Origin of the sequence: Microbacterium meiriae (genome assembly GCF_040702565.1) — a bacterium.
Lineage (GTDB): Bacteria > Actinomycetota > Actinomycetes > Actinomycetales > Microbacteriaceae > Microbacterium > Microbacterium meiriae.
The window spans coordinates 1189507-1209305 of the sequence record NZ_JBFBLJ010000002.1 but is presented as its reverse complement, the minus strand read 5'-3'; the positions used below and the strand labels follow the sequence as shown (position 1 = coordinate 1209305).

Below are 19799 nucleotides of genomic sequence, written 5' to 3'. Positions count from 1 at the left end.
CTGAGAGCGTCCGGCCCGACCCGGGCGGATTCGAGCAAGGAGTTCCGATGAGCCAGCACGACGACCACACCGATCACACCGCACACGCCAAACACGGCGGGGCGCCCACAACAGAGCACGACCACGCGGCGATGGGCCACGACCACGGCGCATCACCAGAACACACAGGTCACGGCGGGCACGAGGGTCACGGCGGCCACGGGGGCCACGGAGATCACGTAGGCCAGTTCCGGCGCCTGTTCTGGATCATGCTGCTCCTCGCGGTGCCCGTGGTCGGGTTCTCGACGATGTTCTCGACGATCCTCGGCTATCCGTTGCCCGATGCCGCGTGGGTTGCGTGGATCTCCCCGGTCCTCGGAACCGTAATGTACGTGTGGGGCGGGACCCCGTTCCTCACCGGCGCGGTGAGTGAGCTCCGTGCCCGCAAGCCCGGGATGATGCTTCTGATCGCCCTCGCGATCACCGTGGCATTCCTCGCTTCGTGGGGTGCGAGCCTCGGCCTGCTGCACCACGAGCTGGACTTCTGGTGGGAGCTGGCCCTACTCATCGTGATCATGCTGCTCGGGCACTGGATCGAGATGCGCTCCCTCGCACAGACGACATCGGCGTTGGACTCCCTGGCCGCGTTGCTGCCCGACGAGGCCGAAAAGATCGACGGTGACACGACCGTCACGGTCGCACCTTCCGACTTGCAGGTGGGCGATGTCGTGGTCGTGCGCCCCGGCGGGCGGATTCCTGCGGACGGGCGGATCGTGCAGGGCTCGGCCAGCATGGACGAGTCGATGATCACCGGAGAATCCAGGCCGGTACGCCGCAGCGACGGTGACCCGGTCATCGCCGGCACCGTCGCCACTGACTCCGGTGTGCGAGTGGAGATCACCGCCATCGGTGAGGACACCGCTCTCGCGGGCATCCAGAAGCTCGTCACCGAAGCGCAGAGCTCGTCGTCGCGGGCCCAGCGTCTCGCGGATAAGGCGGCGGGATGGCTGTTCTGGTTCGCGCTCGGCGCCGCCGCGATCACCGCCATCGTCTGGACCATCGTCGGCTTCCCGGACGCTGCCGTGATCCGTACGATCACGGTGCTGGTGATCGCCTGCCCGCACGCTCTTGGCCTGGCGATCCCGCTTGTCGTCTCGATCGCGACCGAGCGGGCCGCTCGTGGTGGCGTTCTGATCAAGGATCGTCTTGCTCTGGAGAGCATGCGCACCGTCGATACGGTGCTGTTCGACAAGACCGGCACGCTCACCAAGGGCACCCCTGCCGTGACCGCAATCGATCCCATCACGGGGATCGACGCGGATCAATTGCTGGCGTGGGCTGCGGCCGCGGAAGCGGACTCCGAGCATCCCCTCGCCCGCGCGATCGTCAACGCGGCGAAGGAGAAGAACCTCACCGTTCCGGGCTCGTCCGACTTCGAGTCCTCGCCTGCGGTCGGGGTGCGCGCCCGTGTCGATGGTCGTGTCGTGCAGGTCGGTGGCCCGTACATGCTCGAGCAAGAACACGCCGCCGAGCTGCCGGTTGCCGACGAGTGGCGCGGTGAGGGTGCGATCATCCTCCACGTGCTCGTCGACGGTCAGGTGACGGGTGCGTTGCGCCTCGCGGATGAGATCCGCTCCGAGTCGCGTCACGCAGTCGATGCGCTTCACGAGCGCGGCGTGCAGGTCGTCATGATCACCGGTGACGCTGACGCGGTAGCCGCGTCCGTCGCCGACGAGCTGGGTATCGACCGGTACTTCGCCGGGGTCCGTCCGGAGGACAAAGCCTCCAAGGTGAAAGAACTGCAAAACGAAGGCCGCAAGGTCGCGATGGTCGGTGACGGCGTGAACGACGCCCCCGCCCTCGCCCAGGCGGACGTGGGGATTGCGATCGGCGCAGGAACGGACGTCGCGATCGCCTCCGCGGGTGTCATCCTCGCCAGCGACGACCCCAGATCGGTGATCTCCGTGATTGAGCTGTCACGGGCCAGTTACCGGAAGATGAAACAGAACCTCTGGTGGGCCGCCGGGTACAACCTTCTCTCGGTGCCGTTGGCTGCCGGTGTGCTCGCCCCCGTCGGGTTCGTGTTGCCGATGTCGGTCGGGGCGGTGTTGATGTCACTGTCCACGATCGTTGTCGCGCTGAATGCGCAGTTGCTGCGACGGCTGAACCTCAGCCCGGGCGACGTCGTCGACAAGTAGGCGCATGGGCGGCAGCGACGTACCCTGGAAGAAAGGGAGGTGGGACAGTGTTGATGACGATCGCACGCCGCGTGCATAACCAGCGCACCCTCACCCGCACCCTCCTGGCCGTCGTCGCCGTCGCCTTTTCCGTGATCTTCGGGCTTCTGGCTATGCACTCGATGAACACGCACACCATGCCCTCCGGGCACAGTGAGACCATCGCCGTCGCACCCGCGCATGCCGACGCTCACCCCGCACACGCCTCAGGCGACGCCGCAGCGATGGACGAGGCGGGGTGCGCCACGTGTTCTGACGATCACGGCATGGCGTGGATGGCCTGCGTTCTCGCGCTCCTCATTGCCGTCGTGCTGCTCACCCGGCCGTCCGCCTGGTGGCGAGCCGTCGCGCACTCCCCGGGAACGCCCGTGTCCCGCCTACACCTCCGGGATGCGCTGCATCCGCTGCGGCCTCCGTCTCTCACCGTTCTCTGCATCAGTCGCACGTGATGGCAGGCGTGCCCGCCTTCTGCGGGTAACGCCCTCGCCCAGCCTCTCTCGCTGGGCACTACCATCGACTCTTGGAGAACCCCATCATGAAGACCCGTTTTGCGGCGACTGCCGCACTCACCCTCGCCGCAGTGCTTGGATTCGCCGGCTGCGCCAGTAACACCGCCGGCGGCGACATGCCCGGCATGAACCATGAAAGCAGCAGCTCCACCCCGGCCTCCGCGGACGCCAATGACGCCGACATCATGTTCGCCAGCATGATGAAGGAGCACCACGCCCAGGCCATCGACATGTCCGACATGCTTCTCAGCAAGGAGGGCGTCGACGAACGCGTCGTCGCCCTTGCGGAAGAGATCAAGGCCGCGCAGGAGCCCGAGATCCAGAAGATGGACCAGTGGCTCGAAGAGTGGGGCGCTGACACTTCCGACATGGAGGGCATGGATCACGGGGGCGGCATGATGTCCGAAGATGACATGCAGGCTCTCGAGGATGCCACCGGCGCGGACGCCAGCCGCCTGTTCCTCGAGCAGATGATCCAGCACCACGAGGGTGCCGTCGAGATGGCCCAAGAAGAGGTCGACAACGGCCAGAACAGCGACGCGGTCGCTCTGGCCGAGACGATCATCGAGGCGCAGACCACGGAGATCGCCACGATGGAAGACCTCCTCGACACGCTCTGATCCACCTTCGGGGGTGCGGCGCTCGCCCGCACCCCCGAACTGGCCTTCTCGCAGTAACCCACGCCACCGCGCTGGCGCCATGTCGCGACTCTCATTCGCGTACCGGCCGCGCACCCGCATGCACTTCTTCACGTCGGAGTCTCATGAACCGCCACTCGCCCTTACCCGCTTTCGCGATCGCTCTCGTAGCCGTCGCCCTCACCGGCTGCGCCGCGCCGCAGGCCCCCGGCGCCAACGCGGTGCCCCCCGTTATCCAACACATTCACGGTGTTGCCGCTGACCCCCGCGGTGAGGACCTCTTCGTAGCCACCCACGGAGGACTCTTCACCCTCACGCCCGAAGGTGCGATCGCCGGTCCCATCGGAGGCCACGACTTCGATGCGATGGGCTTTACCGTCCTCGACGACGCCCTCTTCGCATCCGGACACCCGGGCACACAGACACCCGCACAGCTCGGCTCCCCGAACCTAGGTGTCATTCGTAGTGACGACTTCGGCGAATCGTGGTCACCGATCGCGCTCACTGGCAGCACGGACTTCCATGTCCTCACCGCCGGACCAGACGGCACTCTTTACGGGATCGCGTCCGATGGCGTCGATCTCCTCGTCAGCACGGACGACGGTCTCGAATGGACCCGCGGCGCAACACTTTCCGCGGCAGACCTCGCGGCCACCGGCGACGGTCTCTACGCGGCCGCAGAAGAAGGGCTGCTCCTCAGCACCGACAACGGCGCCACCTTCACCCCCATCGCCGACGCCCCACTGCTCTACACACTCGACGCCAAACCCAATGGCTCGCTCGCAGGAGTCGGAACCGACGGTGCCCTCTGGTCACAGAACACCGAAGGAACATGGCAACGCCTCGACGCGCTTCAAGGGGCCGCTCAGGCCTTCACCGCGATCGATGACGAACGCTTCATCGTTGTCGACGACCGAGGCATCGTCCAGATCACAGCCGACGACACAACCATCCTCGCCCCCGCCCGGTAGAGAACGCCACCACCAGAACGGCCACCCATGGTCCCCCGCCGCAATCCCTTCCGCCGCATATCCATCTTCATCGCGTGCGCCACAGTCCTCGCCTTGCTTCTCGCCCTTGCGAGCTTCTACCTCATCGGAGCCATATTCAGATGACCCGCCACCTGCACCCAGCTCGGCACCGTCCACCAGCACACGTTCCCACGCGCACCAGCCACGTGTCCCCACAGCGGCGTCACGATCGCCTCGTACGTGTCGGGGCCTTCCTTCTCCTGGCCGCCGTCGCACTGATCGCGGCTCATCTCCTCATCGACACAACCGTTCCAGACCAATGGTCACTCTGGGCATACACGCTCGGAAGCTACGAAACAGCGTTCATCCTCGCAATCGTCGGACTGGCGCTCGTGCTGCGTGAGCCCCCGGGAGGCGCGGATGAATCTCAATGACTACTGGACCAACGCCTTTTGGTCCGTCATCCCCACGATCGCCGTCGTCGCAGCATTCTGGTTCGTCCTGCGGTCCATCATCAGAGCCGACCGCAACGAACGAAAAGCACACGCCAAGATCGAGCAACAACTCCGCGCGGAACGAAACCAACCACGCCAACTCGCATCGACGGACGACGAGCAAGATCAGCTACCTGAACGCCGGAAACGTCTACCGAAAGCAGATACCGGCGAACGTTAACGGCGGGCGTACGATGACGTGCGACGCGAGCTCGCCGGAAACGATCGTTTTCGGTCGGCAACTATCCCGACGGGCCGGAGCATCGCGGGCCTAGTCCCGATACCTGGTCATGCGCAGCAGTCGACGCTAGCGTCCGACTTGAGTCGCGGCGTCGTGAGACCGTCTTGACGCTGAGGCGTGGCGAAATTCCCAACCTCGGTCGACCGTGACCTGGGTTCATAGGCAGTGGGGTGCTAACTAACGTGTCGCAGGAGGTATTCTTGCCGTCTCTTGCAGTACAGGACATAGTGAAAGCAGAAGCCGATGACGAACGATAGCAATGCTTCGAGCCGTGAATACTCCGACACCGATGTTCCGACCAACGATTCCGATGGGACAGTCAAGCCCGGGGGCCTGGGGGAAGACAACACCATCCCCACGAACCCCGACGGGGTAGCCGCAGGCCTCTCCGACTCACCTTCGCACTTTAACCCAGAAGAAGACGAAGCCGCCGACGGGGACAACTGACGCTCCCGACTATCGCCTACGACCGAAGCACTCTCTCTGGTCCGCCAATCGAGCTCAACCCGTCTAGTGGTCGGAGTCGCGCGGCGAGTCTCGGACAGCGCGGGGGTCGGTAGCCCTGCTTACAACGTAAGCGGGTCTACCGTGGGCATACATCGGTCGGTCCTGCTGCACTCGCGGATAGGGTGCGTGCTTTGACCGGTGGGAGGGATGACGCGTCATGTCGAGAGAATCTAGCCGGGAGTCCAGAGGGTCAGCGGCCGGCCGCCTGAGCCGCGAACTCATTATCGAGACTGCTCTTGGCCAGATTGATCGCTCTGGTGCGCAGGGGCTCTCGATGCGTTCGCTCGCTCAGGAGTTGGGTGTGGAGGCGATGTCTCTTTACCGGTACGTGCACGGGCGTGAGGATCTGCTTGAGGGTGTGATCGCTCTGCTCCTCGGACAGTTGACATCGGACCTGGATGAGGAGTTGGCCGAGCATTGGCAAGGCTTTCTGCAGGATGTCGCCCATAAGGTGCGTCAGATCGCGATCGATCATCCTCAGGCATTTCCGTTAGTGGCGACCCGGCATCCCGCGGCCCCTTGGCTGCGCCCGCCGCTTCGTAGCGTCGAGGTGGTGAACACGTTCCTCAGCACCCTGCTGGGGCATGGGTTCACCGACGCTCAAGCGGTGGATGCGTACCGTGCCTTCAGTAGTTTCCTACTGGGTCAACTCTTGCTGGAGTCCGCGGTTCGGGGGGCTGAGACGGGCCCGGTGGAAGAACCGCTGGACGAAGGAGGCGCGGATATTCCCGAGCGTGACGGGAGCATCGGCTTGGATGACGCTCCGGAGGTCCGTCGGCTACGGGCTCTTCTGAGCGAGGACCATTCTGACGAAGAGTTCGAGGTATCGCTAGAAGTACTCCTCGACCGTCTCGCCCGAGAGCTGACCCAATAGACATGACGTGAGCGCCCAAGGCCGGGCAGACGTCAGCGTTTCCGAGGCGTTCCTCGAGTGGTGGTGTCCTCGGCTGTGTCATCGTCCGGGTCCACGTTCTGTCGGATCTCTCGGCCCTTCTCGACATCCTCCTGCTCCTTTGCGGCGGCCTTGTCGCTCTTGCGCGTGTCGCGTGGCGGGAGCTGGATGTCCTCCTCCGCTGCGATGCCGGCCTGCAGTTGGCGGCCGCGCTCGAGCTCAGCGTCGAACTCTGCCCCGAACAGCAGCGCGAGGTTGGCGATCCACAGCCAGAGCAGGAAGATGATGACGCCCGCGAGCGAGCCGTAGGTGCGGTCGTAGTTGGAGAAGTTGCCGACGTAGAACCCGAAGGCTGCGGTGGCGAGTGCGAGCACGATGATTGCCAGCAGGGCGCCCATGCTGATCCACCGGAATTTCGGCTGCTTCGCGTTTGGGGTGGCGTAGTAGAGGATGGCGACGACCAACACCACGATGAATATGAGCAACGGCCACTTGGCGATGGACCAGACCGTCTGGGGCACGTCGCCGATGCCGAGTGCGTCGCCGATCGCCTTGGTGACCGAGCCGGAGACGACAAGAATGATCGCGGCGATCACGAGCAGCACGATCGTGATCACGGTGACCAGCAGCTGGGCGGGCTTCAGCTTCCAGAACGGGCGCCCCTCCTCGATCTCGTAGATCCGGTTCATCGCACGGCTGAACGCTCCCACGTACCCGGATGCTGACCAGATCGCCAGCAGGATGCCGGTGACGAGGGCAAATCCGGCACCGGGGGATTCCGCGATCTGCTCGATCGGCCCGCGGATCGTGTCAACCGTGTCGCCGGGAGCGACCTGCTCGATGATTCCCAGCACCGCATCGCTGGCGGCTTTCCCCTGCCCAAAGACACCCAGCAGCGAGAAGATCGCAATCAGGCCCGGGAAGAGCGACAGCACAGCGTAATACGTCAGCGACGCAGCGATGTCCGTGCACTGGTCCGAGGAAAACTCGCGAATAGTCTTCCGCAGTACGTACTTCCAGGACCTCTTGTGCAGATCGTCCGGGGAATCCGGCTTGCCTGATGCTTCGGGGCCCGGGGCGTTGCGCGGGGCGGCGGGGGCTGTGCTGGTCATCGCAGGTTCCTTCGTAAAGGGGCGGGCCCGTCGTCTGACGGGCCCGCCCGATTCGTGCGGGGTCAGCTGTCGGAGATGTTCTCGCGAGCGTGCTGAGCCTGGTCTTTCACGTCGCTGGCCGCGCCCTGGACTTCGTCCTTAACGGTGGCGACGGAGTCCTGTGCCGACGACTTCACGGATTCGACCGACGCCTGCAGAGGCTCCTTCAGATGCTCGCCGACTTCTTTCGCAGCATCGGTGACCTCGTCAACCAGCGGCTGCGCCTGCTCCTTCACGGTTGCAGCGAGGTCCTTCTCCTTCGATGACGCGGGGATCAGCGACGCCGCGAGCAGGCCGGCACCGAACGCGATCAGTCCGACCGCCAGCGGGTTCCCTTCCGCTTTCGCGACCGCCCGGTCCTTCAGCTCTCCCGCGTGAGAGCCCGCATCCGACAGCGACGAGCCGGCGTCATCCGCGGCGCCCATCACACGCTCGCGCACGGAGGTGAACGCACCGCGCACCTTGCCGAGCTGTCGGTCCACGATCTTCGACGGGGAGACCTTATCGGCCAGGGCGTCCACGTCCATGCCGAGGTCGTGGCGGGTCCGCTCGATGTCGGCGCGGATCTCGTCGGGTGAATCGCTCATCGGTTCTCCTCATTTCTCTTCAGCGTTTCGGGGATCTCTTTCAGGGTGTCCACGGTCTGCGGGACGCCCTTCACTTGCTTGATCTGGCTGCGCCCGACCAGGAACAGGATCAGGGCAATGACTGCCCACAGGACCGCGACGACAACGCCGGACCAGCCGCCGCCCATCAGCGTTCCCAGAGCCCACCACAGCGCGACGGACAGGAAGAACACCGCCATCAGCGCGCCGTAGCCAGCCGCACCCATCAGGCCCGCACCCTTGGCGGACTTCGTGGCCGAGTCCTTCAACTCTGCTTTAGCGAGGGCGACCTCCTGGCGCATCAGCGTCGAAATGTCACGGGACACTTCCCCGAGCAGATCTCCGATCGAGGTCGATGCGGCTTTGGCTTCAGACGGTGTCGGGTCGGTCATAGCCGTCCTCCCTCAGAATGTCCGGACGGCTGGCGGCCGCCTGCGAGTACATGGGCGTGCCAGCGCCCGTGTCGTTCACCACGGGGACGGGCACGGACGGGTCAGGGTGCACCTGCGGAGGTGCCGGCGCGGGAGCGGACACGGGTGCGGCGTCTTTATCGTCGGAGGCGTTCGCGGCGAGGGCGCGGGTGAGGCGTCCCACAACGATGCCGCCGATCGCGGCGGCGAGGATGAACGTGCCGGGCTTGCGACGTGCGTACCGCTTGACCTCCGTGAGCACAGCACCAGGATCGCGGTCGCTGAGCCAGCTCGCGGCATCAGACAAACGCCCCGACACCTGCTGAACCAGATCGCTCGCGACGCCACTGCCTTCCGAATTGCTGGCCATGGAGCCGAGCTCGTCGCTGACAGAGCGGAGACCACCGGCGAGACGCTGCTGCTGGGTGTTCGCCTGCTCCGACAGCTCCCGCTGAGTCTGCGCGTACAGATCCTTCGCCTGCGTCTTCGCCTCCCCCACGACGGTCGCAGCCTCATCCTTGGCGGTGCCAAGAACGTCCTTCGCCTGGGTCGCCGCCGTGTCTTTCAGGTCGGTGGCTTCCTGCTTGACAGCATCCACCTTGCCCGAAGAACCGGGGGCGTTCACGCCCGAGCCGCTCGGGCTGGACGTCTCATAGTTGTCCGACATTAGTGCTCCTCTCGCGGACCGACCGAACAGTCGGTGGAACCCGTTCTAAACCGTCTCTCCCGCCTCGGTCAGGACCCTTGTTCCGAGCAGACTTACGGTGTATTCAGGCCGGGCACAGAAGAGCCTTACTTTGTAAGCCTGCATACAGTACGCGCCTCGATCCCCAGAGGCAACCACCTCCTGCGCTCGTTCCGAAAGCGCCTACTTTCGCCGTATGAACAGCAACGATTCCCACGAGCCCCGGGAACCCGGCGCACCCGTCTACGACAAGGACTCCTCTCACGCAGCCGTCCCCGTCGATGCGAATCACACTCTCCGCGCCGATGTCCACGAGCGTGAGAAAGCAGAATTCGGCGGGTTCAAATTCGGATCCGCGTTCTTCGGATGGCTGACCGCCATGGGCACCACCGTGCTCCTGACCGCCCTGGTCGCCGCGATCGGGGCCGCTGTCGGGCTCGGCAACGGCACCACCCCAGAGGAGGCCGCCGACGCCGCGACAGAGAACGTCGACGCGACCGGCATCATTAGCGCCATCGCGATCGGAATCGTCCTGCTCATCGCCTACTACGCCGGGGGCTACGTCGCCGGACGGATGGCCCGCTTCAGTGGAGTCAAGCAGGGTGTCGCGGTGTGGCTGTGGGCGATCGTGATCGCGATCATCCTCGCCATCGTCACCGCGATAGCCGGTTCCCAGTGGGACATCCTCGCCAACTTGCAGAGCTTCCCGCGCATCCCCGTCGCCCCCGAGACAGCCACTCTCACCGGCATCCTCACCGCCCTCGGTGCCGCTGTGGTCGCCCTCATCGGCGCGATCCTCGGCGGCCTTGCGGGGATGCGGTACCACCGCAGGGTCGACCGCGTGGGACTTGGCCGGTAACCCCTGCCGTCGTCGCCCCTGACACACCGACTTCCTCAACCACCCACCACCCGCACGACCGAACGAAAGGCAACACCAATGATCAGCGAACAGAACATCGCCAGCCTCATCGGGGCCACCGTCACGGACACTGACGGCAACAAGATCGGAAAGGTCGGCCAGATCTATGTCGACCCCACCAGCGGTCGGCCGAACTGGGCAACCGTAGCGACGGGCTTGTTCGGAACCTCGGAATCGTTCGTCCCGCTCGACCAGGCCGACGCCGTCGACGGAGATCTCCGAGTCCCGTACGCGAAAGACTTCGTCAAGGACGCACCTCGCATCGATGTTGGCACCGACCTCACCGACAACGAACAGGACGAGCTGTACACCTACTACGGAACCGGCGCCGCTCCCGTCGCCAACGCACCCGCGGACCGGGATGTGGCATCGACCGACGGCTACGACACCTCCGGACCGACGACCGACGACGCGATGACTCGGTCCGAGGAGCAGCTGCACGTCGGCACGGAGCGCGTCGAGACCGGCCGAGCCCGCCTCCGCAAGTACGTCGTCACCGAGCAGGAGACCGTCACGGTCCCCGTCAGCCACGAAGAGGTTCGTCTCGAGCGTGAACCCATCACGGAGGCGAACGTCGAAGACGCCCTGGATGGTCCGGACATCAGCGAGGAAGAGCACGAGGTCGTCCTCACGGAGGAGCGCCCCGTGGTCGAGAAGGAGACGGTGCCGGTCGAGCGTGTCCGCATCGGCACAGAAACCAAGACCGACACTGAGCAGGTCAGCGCAGAGGTCCGCAAGGAAGAGATCGAGCTCGAGGGCGACACCCACACCGACCGCTGACAACTCCCCGTCGTCAGCCCCGCTGAAAGGAGAATCCGATGGGTATCGGAGATGACATCAAGAACACTGCCGAAGATCTGAAAGGCAAAGCCAAGGAATCTGTCGGCAAAGCAACCAACGACAAGTCGACCACAGCCGACGGCCACGCCGACCAGGCCAAGGCCAGCGCGAAGAAGGCTGGCGAGAACGTCAAGGACGCACTGTCCGACAACTAACAAATCCCGCTCCCTCGTATCCGGTGCCCACGCCCCCGCGGGCACCGGATACTTCTCTGCTCGGCACTCGGTGCTTGCGTCTCACTATTTCGCGTGCGGGTCTCCCGCACCGCGGAGACAACGGGGGCCAGGGCGCCGGAGAGTCAAAACACGCCAACGCGGCCGGTGAGCGTCTTGGTCGGACGCGAACACTAGCCGTCAAGGATCGGTGAGAGATGAAGATTCACGACACGACGATTTCCTTCGTCTCGCCTGCTTGCAGAGGTGTCCGTGGCGATACGACCGAGGAGTGCACGTCATGGGAAAGTTCTACGAAGGCGGACTGAAGGTCGACATCGAAGATCGGGCACTCAGCCATCTACAGCTCGTCATCTCGGCGAAGCTCCGCCGTGGTGAGCCCTTCGCGTTCACATGGAAAGACGATGCCGGTACGGGCGGTGGCCGCACAACGGTGTGGGTGCACTCCGGAAGTGCGCTGGTATTCAAGTATTTCGGCGGCCGGCAACCGGCAATCAATCGGGCGTGGGTCGCTGCTCTCGCCTTCGCCGCCAGCTCTCCCACGGGCCTGTACCTCACTCCCGAACGCGCCGAGGGCACTCGCCTCGAACGCGATCTGGATAGTGCACCAGCCTGACCCCAGCGCGCAAGCCCCTTAGGATCCCACCCACCCGGCTCCTACCCTGGTCGGATGAGCGAGCGCACCACACTTCAGACGCTTGTCACCATCGACGAGGCAAGTTTCATCCTCTCCCCGACGCAGGACGCGGAACAGCTCTGCGACGACCTAGAAGTGGCCGCCGCCAGCACAGGAAGAATCGTGCGCTTCAAAGATGCAGGAGATCGACTCGTCCGTTCCCTGGTCACGCCCTCCAGTCACGTGATCATCACCGAGGAAGAAGTGACACTGGATTCCGACCAGGCAGTGTTGACACTCGGCCTGTCCGGAAGCTGGGATCTGCTCTAGTCTGCAGCAGCTTCGATCTCAGGGGCATCCAGCACTTCGTCGACGAGCGTGATCCCGCCCGACGAATTCGCGGTGTGCATGAGCTGCTCGACCCACCTGAGACTGATCGGCGGCGGCTCAACTTCATCGAAAGTGAACCGTAGCGGAATCGACGGATGAATCCAGATCGTCGAACGCCCCCCCGGATCACCCTCGGGATGCTCCCACGACAACGTGAAGCTCTCATTACGACGCAACTTCGTCGCAATAACGATCTTCAGATGCGCGAGCGCCCGATCCTCAATATGAATCGGATCCCCGCCATCCCCGTACACAAGACTGGCCATGAGAACCACCCTAGTGACCCGGACCCACCCGAAGACCCAGTTTCGGCTACTGCTTACGGCAGGACCCGCGCCCTCCGGTCATGCCCGCGCCGGAAACGATCGTTTTCGGCTGGTCGCGCACCTGGTTGACGACGACCGCTGCCTTGCCATAGCCGATCGTTACAAAAGATTGAAGCGTAGGCCTCCGGCGATGCTGCGCGGTCAGCAGCAGATGGGAGGATCCTTGTGATCATGGAGATTGAGTTATTGCATATCGCGGGCTGTCCCAGCTGGATCGCCGCGGGCCACAATGTTGCCGAGGCGCTTCGGGAGACAGGCCATGGGGCCACGCCGTTGCGCTATCGACTCATCCGCACGGAGGAGGATGCCGCTGCGGTTCCCTTTGCCGGGTCTCCCACGATCACACTGAACGGGAAGGATCTGTTCCCCGGCGCGGATCACAGCGTCGCCTTAGCGTGTCGCGTCTACGCGACACCCGCGGGCGTGGCAGGTACGCCGACGGTTGATCAGATCCGGGAGGCGATCATCACTCGTGGCCGCTGAGTCAGACGAGACATGTACGTGTTGCGGGCGATCGTTGCCCCGAAGGAAATTGCATGCCCTTGGGAAGCGCGGGGTGTTCATCTGTCGCCGGTGCGGCTGGTGGGTTGCGCTTCGTCTGCGACGCGACCATCCACCGGATCACCAGGAGAGTTAGTCAGCAGTCCCTGTACAGTCAGCGTGTGCTGACTTTTGCTTTCGTCTCGATGCAATGAACGAGACGCCCCTACTCGCCCTCTTCTAAACCTCCCTACCTTGGCGACGCCCGCCACCGATCTGGAGCATCCGTCTTGAAACCCCCCGTCAAGGTCGCCCTCGTCACCGGCTCCACCCTCACCGTGCTCGCCATTATGGCGCTCGTGGTCGTCCTGATGACCCGCCCCGCAGCTCCGGAATCCCGCACAGAAGGTGCACTGCCTGGTACCCGTGCGGATTCGCATGTGCTCGACGCGGCCGGGCCAGACGCTCCGACGCTGGTTGAGTTCCTCGACTTCGAGTGCGAAGCGTGCGGTGCGTTCTATCCGGTCGTCGAGCAGATCCGCGAACAGTACGAGGGTGGAATCAACTACGTCGTTCGCTACTACCCCCTCCCCGGACACTTCAATTCGATGAACGCCGCCCTGGCTGCGGAAGCCGCGTCCGAGCAGGGGAAGTTCGAGGAGATGTATCAGCGCCTGTTCGAAACGCAGACTCAGTGGGGCGAACAGCAGACCTCGCGAGCGGACCTGTTCCGTACCTTCGCGGAGGACCTCGGGTTGGATTTGGGTGCCTATGACGCGGCTGTAGCCGCCCCGGCGACTAGGGAGAGAGTCGAAGCTGACTTCAACGATGGACAGTATCTTGGGGTCAGCGGCACGCCATCATTTTTCCTGGATGGCGAGAAGCTTGAACTCACTCAGCTCAGCGACCTGACTAACGCACTCGACGAGGCGACCAACCGTTGACCTCGAGTGTTCGAACCCTCTCGCGTCCTGCCGCCGCAATCAGCCCTCCTACCGCATCCGCGCATTAGCGGCTGCCCTAGACGTCTCATTCTTGGGTCTCATCGCCGCCGCGGATCATAAGGAACGCTCCGGCGATCGCAGCAGCGAAGATCACAATGTCCGCGACATTTCCGATGAACCAGTTCCCGTAGGCGAGGAAGTCCACGACGTGTCCGCGGGCGAACCCGGGATCTCGGAAGAGACGGTCGCCTGCGTGTGATGCTGCGGCTCCTCCGAGCGCGCCGATGATGATCGCCCATCCCAGGCGTTGAACTCGAAACGCGAACACGATCGCTGTAACGGTGGCGGCGACAGCGAGCAGCGCGAACACCCAGGTGAAGTCTTCGCCGAAGGAGAAGGCGGCACCAGGGTTGTACGCAAGCTGCAGGCCCAGCAGGTCGCCCGCCAGCGGGATGCGCTCGCGCTCCGTGAGAGTCGCTACCGCCCACACTTTCGTTCCCTGATCGATCAGGACGACGAACACGGCGATCAGGAGCGCTCCAACCGTGAGTTGCCAGCGCGGCGCCGACGGCACTTTTCGCGCAATAGACGGGCGAGCTTCGGCCTCGGACGACATCATCCGAGGACCTCAATCAGGCGAACGATGACGCCGGATTCGATCAGTATGAACAGCCCGAGACCGATGAATACGGCCGGTACGAGCCAGTGCTCGACTCGTTCCAGCCCCTCGGTGACGGCCTTGTTGGTGCCGATCAGCCGTCCGGCAGCGCACCAGACGGCGACGAGGATGAGGAACACGACGATCATGACGACGACGTCGCCGGGCGCGCTGGTGCGGAAGATCGGCGTGTAAAGGGAGATGTTGTCGGCCCCGTTGGCGATCGTGATCCCGGCGACGCCCCACAACCCGACCGCTGTGATCTTGGCGTCATCATCATCGTCATCACCGTTTCGACGCAAGCCACGTACGAGCGTCCAGATGCCGATGCCGAGCGGGATCAGCCCGAGGAAGCCCACCCACTCGTCCGGGACGATCGTGAGGCCGAGCGCGGCGATCACGCTGATCACGACGAGGGTGATGAACCCGAAGTACTGGCCTGCGACGATCTGCCACGGTCGCGGCTTTCCTCGGCTGGAAGCGAGGAACAGCACGGTGAGCACGACAATGTCATCGATGTTGGTCGCAGCGAACAGGCCGATCGCTGATCCGATGGTCGCGAGCATCAGCTCTTCACTCGCGGAGTGCGGGCGGCGCGCAGGCCGTTGAGAATAACGATGACCTCGGCGACCTCGTGGACCAGGACGACCGCCGCGAGCCCGAGGACACCGAAGAGCGCGAGCGGGAGCAGTGCGGTGATGATCAGCAGCGACAGGATGATGTTCTGGTTGATGATCCGTCGTCCCCGTCGGGCGTGGTCAAACGCGCGCGGGATCAGACGCAGATCGTGACCGGTGAACGCGACGTCGGCGGATTCGATCGCTGCGTCGGAGCCGGTCGCGCCCATCGCGATGCCGATGTCTGCGCCGGCGAGAGCCGGGGCATCATTGATTCCGTCACCGATCATCGCGACCGGCCCTACCTTCGACAACTCCGCGATCGCGGTCGCCTTGTCCTCCGGACGCAACTCGGCTCGCACGTCACTGATCCCGGCCTGCGCACCAAGCGCACGGGCAGTCCGGGCGTTGTCGCCGGTGAGCATCGTCACGCCGACGCCCTGGCCGGTGAGCGTTCGGACCACCTCGGGGACTTCTGGGCGCAGCTCGTCACGGACGCCGATCGCGGCGACCGGCGTCCCGTCACGATGCACGATCACGACGGTCATGCCCTGCTCTTCGAGCTCCGCGACCCGATCCCCGAGCGCGCCGGCGTCCAGCCAGCGGGGGCTTCCCACAGTGATTCTCGAGTCGTCGACCGTGCCGTCAATGCCGTGACCAGCCCGCTCGGTCACGTCCGCAGCGGCTGTGACACCCGGAGCGGCCGCCGTGATCGCGGCAGCGAGAGGATGCGTGCTGTGCTGCTCCAGCGCTGCCGCCCACGCCAGCGCCTGAGCCTCCGACACGCCATCTGCGGTGAGGACAGCGGTAACGATGGGCTCGTTGCGGGTGAGGGTGCCGGTCTTGTCGAGGGCAACGTGCCGGACGGTGCCGAAGCGCTCGAAGACGGCACCGGACTTGATGATCACGCCGAACTTGCTTGCGGCGCCGATCGCGGCGACGACCGTGAGTGGCACCGAGATTGCGAGTGCACACGGAGAAGCCGCGACCAGCACGACAAGCGCGCGGGTGATCCACACCTCTGGATCGCCCAGCAGCGACCCGATGATCGCGACGAGCGCCGCGAGGATCAGAACACCGGGCACCAGCGGGCGGGCGATCCTGTCCGCGAGACGAGCACGCTCGCCCTTCTCTGTCTGCGCTTTCTCTACCAGCTCCACGATCGTAGTGAGCGAGTTGTCGGTGCCAGCAGCCGTCGTCTCGACCTCCAGCGCACCGGCACTGTTGATCGCACCCGCCGACACCGCATCGCCGGGCTCCACCTCTACCGGGATCGATTCGCCGGTGATCGCCGAGGTATCCAGGCTCGAGCGACCAGAACGCACGACCCCATCGGTCGCGATCCGCTCGCCCGGCCGGACCACCATGACCTGGCCGACCGTCAGCTCTCTCGCCTGCACCTGCACAGTAGTGTCGCCCTGCAGGATCGTGGCTGTTTCCGGTACGAGCTTGAGCAGTGCGCGCAGGCCGCCGCGGGCACGGTCCATCGCCTTGTCCTCGAGCGCCTCAGCGATCGAGTACAGGAACGCGAGAGCTGCGGCCTCCTCCACGTAGCCGAGGATGACTGCACCGATGGCGCTGATCGTCATCAGCAGACCGATGCCCAGCTTGCCCTTGAACAGCTTTCGAACCGCTCCCGGCGTAAACGTCGAGGCACCCAGCAGCAGACCGACCCAGAACAGCACCAGCGCGGGGATCTCCTGGCCAGACCACTCCAAGATCAGGCCGGCCAGGAACGCGACCCCGGAGAAAACCGGCACCAGAACTCCGCGGTCTTTCCACCAGGGGCGCTCGGCCTCTTCGATTTCCTCGTCCACCGCGCTGGCAGGCTCGTGCTCGCAGCCACACGCCGCGCTCACGCGTCCACCCCCGTCGCACAGCAACCGGCCACCGTACACGCTGAGTCCACGCACGGCGCGTGCTCATCCACAGCCAGCGTCACATCCACCAGCGCAATGAGGGCAGCAGCGAGGTGCGGATCGGCGATCTCATAGCGAGTCTGGCGGCCTTCTGGTTCCGCGACGACGATTCCGCAATCGCGCAGGCACGTCAGGTGGTTCGACACGTTCGAACGAGTGAGTACCAGATCGCGCGAGAGGACGGCCGGATAGCTGGGCCCCTGGAGCAGGGTCATCAGGATCCGGGAGCGCGTCGGATCGGCCATCGCCCGGCCAAGCCGGTTCATTACATCGATACGGGAAGCAATAGTCAGCACGTACTGAACTATACAGCCATCGGTGACCAATCGCGATCGTCGAAAGAGGACTCGAGTAAGGCTTCCAGCGTCGTTGGTGGGCCCGGAGTATCCCCACGTCAGAGCGATCCTAAGCAGCAGGCTGTCGCAGCGCAGATGCCGACCGGCGCGTTTCCCGCTCCCACGCCTGGGTTGCGACCTGCACGGCGTCCCACGGTGAGCCGAGCGGGGGCGTGTACGACAGGTCGAGGTCACTCATCGCCGCGACAGTCATGCCGTGGTGCAGAGCCGTGGCGTAGGTGTCGACGCGCTTGGAGATTTCGGCACCGCGGGTGCCGACGAGCTGCGCGCCGAGCAGACGGCCGTCGTTGGTGTCTCCGGTGATGCGGATGCTGATGGGCGTGGCGCCCGGGTAGTACCGTTTGTGGTCGTCCGCGATCGCGGTGTGACTGTGCGGGGCGAAGCTGGCGGCTGTGGCTTCGTGGTCGCGGAGCCCCGTGCGTGCGGCCACGACGTCGAAGACCTTCACGACCTGCGTGCCGAGGCTCCCTGCAAATCGGGTGTCGCCGCCGATCGCGTTCTCCCCTGCGACGCGCCCTTGCTTATGCGCCGTGGTGCCGAGAGGAAGGTATGTGACGCCGAGCAGGCGGTGATGGGTGACCACCCCGTCGCCGGCCGCCCACACGTTCGGCAGGCCGGTGCGCATCTGTTCGTCGACGACGACAGCGCCGCCCGCTCCCGTGGTTGCGCCGGCTGCGGTGAGGAGGCTGGTGTTGGGTCGCACGCCGACGACGACGAGGACCACGTCAGCGTTGCGGGAGAATGCTTCGCCGTCACGGGTGCCGGTGACGGCGATCCGTCCGGCTTCACGGGCGACGGCTTCGACGCGCGTGCCGGTGAGGACGTCGACGCCGTGTCGGGTGAGTTCGTCGTGGACGAGGGAGCCGAGTTCGGGATCGAGGGTGGAGAGGACTTCGGGGCCGCGCTGCAGCTGGGTGACCTGGAGGCCCCGCACGGTGAGCGCTTCGGCCATTTCGAGGCCGACGTAGCCAGCTCCGACGATGATTGCCGTCTCGGGCTGATGTTCGTCGAGGTACTTCTCGAGCGCGAAGGTGTCGCCCATCGAGTGCAGCAGGTGCACGCCGTCGTCGGGGCCGAGCTGGTCGAGGCCTGCGATGCCGGCGATTGACGGGGATGCTCCGGTGCCGACCATGAGTTCGTCGTACGCGATGGTCGATTCGCTGCCGTGCGCGTCGCGGACCGTGAGTCGTCGGCTGTCGACGTCGATACCCGTGGCGAGGGTGTCCAGGCGGAGGTTCATGCCGGTGGCTTCGAGATCCGCGTGGGTGCGGTGGGCGAGCGACTGCCAGGGCTGCACCTCGCGGGAGAAGTAGTACGGGATGCCGCAGATCGAGAAGTTCGGATACGCATCGGCTACCACGACGGTGACGTCGACGGACGGGTCGAGTTCGCGGGCCCGGAGGGCGGTGGAGATTCCAGCGTCGCTTCCGCCGATCGCTACAAGATGCATGAGGGTGCCTTTCAGGGCTGGTTTTCGAGTTGCTGAGGGACCACGACGTCGCCGGCCGTGCGGGAGGCGGTCGGGTAGAGGGCGAGCAGCACAGCGAGGCCGATCGCAGCCCCGACGAGCTGTGCAGCGATGAACGGCGCGACAGAGGCGGGCGCAATGCCGGCAAAGGTGTCGGTGAACATGCGGGCGATCGTCACCGCGGGATTCGCGAACGACGTAGAGCTTGTGAACCAGTACGCGGCGCCGATGTACGCACCGACCGCGGCCGCCGTGGCAGATCCCTTGCCCGTGCGCGCGAGCGCGAAGATCAACAGCACCAGTCCCGCCGTGGCGACCACCTCCCCGACCAGGTGTCCACCGGTCGCGCGATCATTCGATGAGAGCGCGGGGGCCGCGTCGAACATCACTCCCGCCAAGAACGTTCCGGTGATACCGCCGAGAACTTGCGCGAGCACGTACGGGGCGAGGTCGCGCAGCGGGAGTCCCGTCCGGGCGCGGCGTCCGAGCAGCCAATCCGCGATCGACACCACGGGGTTGAAGTGCGCACCGGACACGGGGCCCAGCATGAGGATCAGGACCGTCAGACCGAGCGCGGTGGTCAGGCTGTTCTCCAGCAGTTGGAGGCCGACGTCATCCGGCGAGAGTCGCTGCGCCGCGATGCCGGAACCCACAACGATCGTGACGAGCAGGCCAGTTCCAAGGAACTCGGCAGCAGCTCGGCGCAGCAGGTGAGGTCGCGCGGGCTCGGACTGGGAGCGGGTAGCAATGTTCATGTCGGCTTATCTTGACCCG

General features: G+C 65.0%; 25 protein-coding genes. 14 read left to right on the top strand and 11 right to left on the bottom strand.

Going from position 1 to position 19799, the window contains the following annotated elements:
- Positions 1-47: 47 nt before the first annotated feature.
- The 7 genes from AB0310_RS13220 (at position 48) to AB0310_RS13190 (ending at position 6450) form a co-directional block, all read left to right on the top strand.
- Positions 48-2177: a heavy metal translocating P-type ATPase gene (locus AB0310_RS13220; protein WP_396817728.1), complete on the top strand. Its 2130-nt coding sequence runs from the start codon at positions 48-50 to the stop codon at positions 2175-2177.
- A gap of 53 nt (positions 2178-2230) precedes the next feature.
- On the top strand, positions 2231-2665 hold the full coding sequence (locus tag AB0310_RS13215) for a DUF6153 family protein (protein ID WP_052748655.1): 435 nt from the start codon (positions 2231-2233) through the stop codon (positions 2663-2665).
- Positions 2666-2751: 86 nt separating this feature from the next.
- Positions 2752-3345: a DUF305 domain-containing protein gene (locus AB0310_RS13210; protein WP_366237449.1), complete on the top strand. Its 594-nt coding sequence runs from the start codon at positions 2752-2754 to the stop codon at positions 3343-3345.
- Between the two features lie 143 nt (positions 3346-3488).
- Positions 3489-4334 (top strand): F510_1955 family glycosylhydrolase, encoded by an 846-nt coding sequence (locus AB0310_RS13205; protein WP_046747253.1) that lies wholly within the window; start codon positions 3489-3491, stop codon positions 4332-4334.
- Positions 4335-4754: 420 nt separating this feature from the next.
- Positions 4755-5009, top strand: coding sequence for a hypothetical protein (locus tag AB0310_RS13200; RefSeq protein WP_074731521.1), 255 nt, complete (start codon positions 4755-4757; stop codon positions 5007-5009).
- A 303-nt stretch (positions 5010-5312) separates the two neighbouring features.
- Entirely contained in the window at positions 5313-5516 is a 204-nt protein-coding gene (locus AB0310_RS13195) for a hypothetical protein (protein ID WP_259953503.1), read from the top strand.
- 217 nt (positions 5517-5733) lie between these two features.
- Positions 5734-6450, top strand: coding sequence for a TetR/AcrR family transcriptional regulator C-terminal domain-containing protein (locus AB0310_RS13190; protein ID WP_259953504.1), 717 nt, complete (start codon positions 5734-5736; stop codon positions 6448-6450).
- A gap of 32 nt (positions 6451-6482) precedes the next feature.
- Here AB0310_RS13190 and AB0310_RS13185 read toward each other — a convergent pair whose 3' ends face one another.
- From AB0310_RS13185 to AB0310_RS13170, 4 genes are all read right to left on the bottom strand, one after another.
- Entirely contained in the window at positions 6483-7580 is a 1098-nt protein-coding gene (locus AB0310_RS13185; RefSeq protein ID WP_259953506.1) for a YihY/virulence factor BrkB family protein, read from the bottom strand.
- A gap of 62 nt (positions 7581-7642) precedes the next feature.
- Complete coding sequence (locus AB0310_RS13180; protein ID WP_259953508.1) at positions 7643-8206, bottom strand: DUF3618 domain-containing protein; 564 nt, start codon at positions 8204-8206, stop codon at positions 7643-7645.
- Positions 8203-8616, bottom strand: a complete 414-nt coding sequence (locus tag AB0310_RS13175; protein ID WP_046746438.1) for a phage holin family protein — start codon at positions 8614-8616, stop codon at positions 8203-8205. The genes AB0310_RS13180 and AB0310_RS13175 overlap by 4 nt, the downstream gene beginning before the upstream one ends.
- On the bottom strand, positions 8594-9301 hold the full coding sequence (locus AB0310_RS13170) for a hypothetical protein (RefSeq protein WP_259953511.1): 708 nt from the start codon (positions 9299-9301) through the stop codon (positions 8594-8596). Before AB0310_RS13170 ends, AB0310_RS13175 begins: the two co-directional genes overlap by 23 nt.
- 214 nt (positions 9302-9515) lie before the next feature.
- On the opposite strand from AB0310_RS13170, the gene AB0310_RS13165 reads away from it, so the two are divergent.
- The 5 genes from AB0310_RS13165 (at position 9516) to AB0310_RS13145 (ending at position 12197) form a co-directional block, all read left to right on the top strand.
- On the top strand, positions 9516-10178 hold the full coding sequence (locus AB0310_RS13165; protein WP_259953512.1) for a hypothetical protein: 663 nt from the start codon (positions 9516-9518) through the stop codon (positions 10176-10178).
- A gap of 78 nt (positions 10179-10256) precedes the next feature.
- Positions 10257-11018 (top strand): DUF2382 domain-containing protein, encoded by a 762-nt coding sequence (locus AB0310_RS13160; RefSeq protein ID WP_259953513.1) that lies wholly within the window; start codon positions 10257-10259, stop codon positions 11016-11018.
- A 38-nt stretch (positions 11019-11056) separates the two neighbouring features.
- Positions 11057-11233: a CsbD family protein gene (locus AB0310_RS13155; protein ID WP_082066565.1), complete on the top strand. Its 177-nt coding sequence runs from the start codon at positions 11057-11059 to the stop codon at positions 11231-11233.
- Positions 11234-11531: 298 nt separating this feature from the next.
- Positions 11532-11867 (top strand): DUF7882 family protein, encoded by a 336-nt coding sequence (locus tag AB0310_RS13150; protein ID WP_259953514.1) that lies wholly within the window; start codon positions 11532-11534, stop codon positions 11865-11867.
- A gap of 54 nt (positions 11868-11921) precedes the next feature.
- Positions 11922-12197 (top strand): hypothetical protein, encoded by a 276-nt coding sequence (locus tag AB0310_RS13145; protein WP_259953516.1) that lies wholly within the window; start codon positions 11922-11924, stop codon positions 12195-12197.
- On the opposite strand, the gene AB0310_RS13140 is transcribed toward AB0310_RS13145, so the two are convergent.
- A complete protein-coding gene (locus AB0310_RS13140; protein WP_366237414.1) occupies positions 12194-12523 on the bottom strand; it encodes a DUF7882 family protein in 330 nt (109 codons plus the stop codon). The genes AB0310_RS13145 and AB0310_RS13140 overlap by 4 nt on opposite strands.
- Positions 12524-12754: 231 nt before the next feature.
- Between AB0310_RS13140 and AB0310_RS13135 the strand changes: the two genes are divergently transcribed.
- Positions 12755-13066: a hypothetical protein gene (locus AB0310_RS13135; protein ID WP_045264357.1), complete on the top strand. Its 312-nt coding sequence runs from the start codon at positions 12755-12757 to the stop codon at positions 13064-13066.
- A gap of 287 nt (positions 13067-13353) precedes the next feature.
- Positions 13354-14007, top strand: a complete 654-nt coding sequence (locus AB0310_RS13130) for a DsbA family protein (RefSeq protein ID WP_045264183.1) — start codon at positions 13354-13356, stop codon at positions 14005-14007.
- 85 nt (positions 14008-14092) lie between these two features.
- Here AB0310_RS13130 and AB0310_RS13125 read toward each other — a convergent pair whose 3' ends face one another.
- The 6 genes from AB0310_RS13125 to AB0310_RS13100 all read right to left on the bottom strand — a co-directional run bounded on the left by AB0310_RS13125 (position 14093) and on the right by AB0310_RS13100 (position 19780).
- Positions 14093-14626 (bottom strand): signal peptidase II, encoded by a 534-nt coding sequence (locus AB0310_RS13125; protein ID WP_227991975.1) that lies wholly within the window; start codon positions 14624-14626, stop codon positions 14093-14095.
- The gene (locus tag AB0310_RS13120; protein ID WP_045264185.1) at positions 14623-15231 is read right to left on the bottom strand and encodes a cadmium resistance transporter; all 609 of its coding nucleotides are present in this window, start codon (positions 15229-15231) and stop codon (positions 14623-14625) included. The genes AB0310_RS13125 and AB0310_RS13120 overlap by 4 nt, the downstream gene beginning before the upstream one ends.
- Complete coding sequence (locus AB0310_RS13115; protein WP_182252218.1) at positions 15231-17141, bottom strand: heavy metal translocating P-type ATPase; 1911 nt, start codon at positions 17139-17141, stop codon at positions 15231-15233. Before AB0310_RS13115 ends, AB0310_RS13120 begins: the two co-directional genes overlap by 1 nt.
- Positions 17138-17497 carry a Cd(II)/Pb(II)-sensing metalloregulatory transcriptional regulator CmtR gene (gene cmtR / locus AB0310_RS13110; RefSeq protein WP_045264358.1) on the bottom strand — a complete coding sequence of 120 codons (360 nt, stop codon included), beginning with the start codon at positions 17495-17497 and terminating at the stop codon, positions 17138-17140. The genes AB0310_RS13115 and cmtR overlap by 4 nt, the downstream gene beginning before the upstream one ends.
- Positions 17498-17606: 109 nt before the next feature.
- Complete coding sequence (locus AB0310_RS13105; RefSeq protein WP_045264187.1) at positions 17607-19007, bottom strand: FAD-dependent oxidoreductase; 1401 nt, start codon at positions 19005-19007, stop codon at positions 17607-17609.
- 11 nt (positions 19008-19018) lie between these two features.
- Positions 19019-19780, bottom strand: coding sequence for an MIP/aquaporin family protein (locus AB0310_RS13100; protein ID WP_363444622.1), 762 nt, complete (start codon positions 19778-19780; stop codon positions 19019-19021).
- Positions 19781-19799: the final 19 nt, after the last annotated feature.